Here is a 1,472-nt window from a genome sequence, read left to right on the forward strand (position 1 = left end):
AGGTCGAGCACCTGGCCGCGCAGCGCGACGCGCCAGGGACCGCCGGACTGCGCCGGCGGCCGCGCCTCGCCCGCCAGGCGGCTGCCCTCCACCTGCGCCTCGCTGATCGTCACGCGCTCCAGCCGGGTGCCGCGGCCGAAGGTGGCATTGCCGCGCAGCAGCAGGGACGGCGCCTCGATGCGGAAGCTCTCGATCGCCTCCAGGCTGTCGCCGGCCAGGCGCAGCACGGCGTCGGCGCCGGCATTCTGGCCGGCGGGCTTGCTCCAGCCCGCCAGCTCCAGCGCCAGCGCGGCCTCGCGCAGGTCGGCGCGCAGCTGGACGCGGCCGCTGCCGTTGCGCCGCCGCTCTGTGCGCACCTCTAGCCCGACGGGGCCGCGCACGACCTCCTCGCTCGCCAGGCCCAGCGCCGCCAACTGGCGCGCGTCGGCGCGGGCCTGCACGCTCTCGCGCATCGTCACCTGGGTCGGCGGCCCGCCGCGGAAATCCATCTCCACGCCCAGCCGCGCGGCGATCTCGGCCATCGTCGCCGTGCCGTTCACGCGCAGCCCGTCATTGTCCACCGTCAGCTCGAACTGCCCGCGCTCCAGCGGCTTCCCGAGCAGCACGTCGCCGAGCCGCACGCCGCGCAGCTGGGCCTGGCCCCGCACGCGCAGCTGCTCCACCGCCAGGTCGTCCAGCAGCGGGAAGGCGAGCGTCACGCGCCCGTCCAGCGCGCCCTGCGGGTCGGTCAGCGGCAGGGGCCGGCGTTCGAACAGGCCGAGACGCGGATGCTGCAGCACGGCCAGCACGTCCGGCACCGGACCGGAAAGCCCGATGGCCAGGTCCGCCGTCGGCGTGGCCCCGGGCGGGAAGGCGAAGCGCAGCGTCGCGTCGCGCGCCTGCACCGCGCGCCCCTGCTGCCGCGCCGAGGCGACGCGCACGGTCACCGCATCCAGCCCGAAGGCGACCTGGCCGGAGGCACCCTCCACCGGCGGGATTGGGCGAAGCCAATGCACCGTCGCATCCGCCACGCCGAGCGTGCCGGAGAAGGCCGTCACGCTCAGCCCCGAAAGGTCCTCTGCCGCCTCCGCCTCGATCCGCCAGCTGCCGTCGCGCGCCGTGCCGGCGGTGAGGTTGGCCAGCAGCCAGTCGCGCTCCCCGGTGCCGAGGCCGGGCGGCCACCAGCGCCGCAGCTCGACCAGCGGCAGGGAGTCAAGGCCGAGTTCGGCGGTGGCGCGCCACCGCCCCTCCGCACGCTGCGCGCTGCCGTGCGCCGTCAGGGTGGGCGTGCCAGGGCCGTCCAGGCGCAGCGTCGCCCGTTGCAGGCTGGCACCCGCCTCGCTCCAGGTCAGCGTGGCGTCCAGCGCGGCGATCGGGATGCGCCGGCCCTGGCCGAGGTCGATCGCCCCGGCCCGCGCGGCGAGACCCGCCCCGACGCTCTCCAGCCCGCCATCCGGGCCGAGCCGCGCGGTCAGCTCCAGCTGCGCCGGCGC

At 77.2% G+C, this 1,472-nt stretch carries 1 protein-coding gene; it reads right to left on the bottom strand.

From position 1 onward, the window contains the following. On the bottom strand, window positions 1–1,472 hold a 1,472-nt coding region (locus OZN99_RS31390; RefSeq protein WP_270939116.1), incomplete at both ends, for a YhdP family protein.

It is taken from the genome of Falsiroseomonas oryzae (assembly GCF_027856955.1).
GTDB classification, from domain to species: Bacteria; Pseudomonadota; Alphaproteobacteria; order Acetobacterales; family Acetobacteraceae; genus Falsiroseomonas; species Falsiroseomonas oryzae.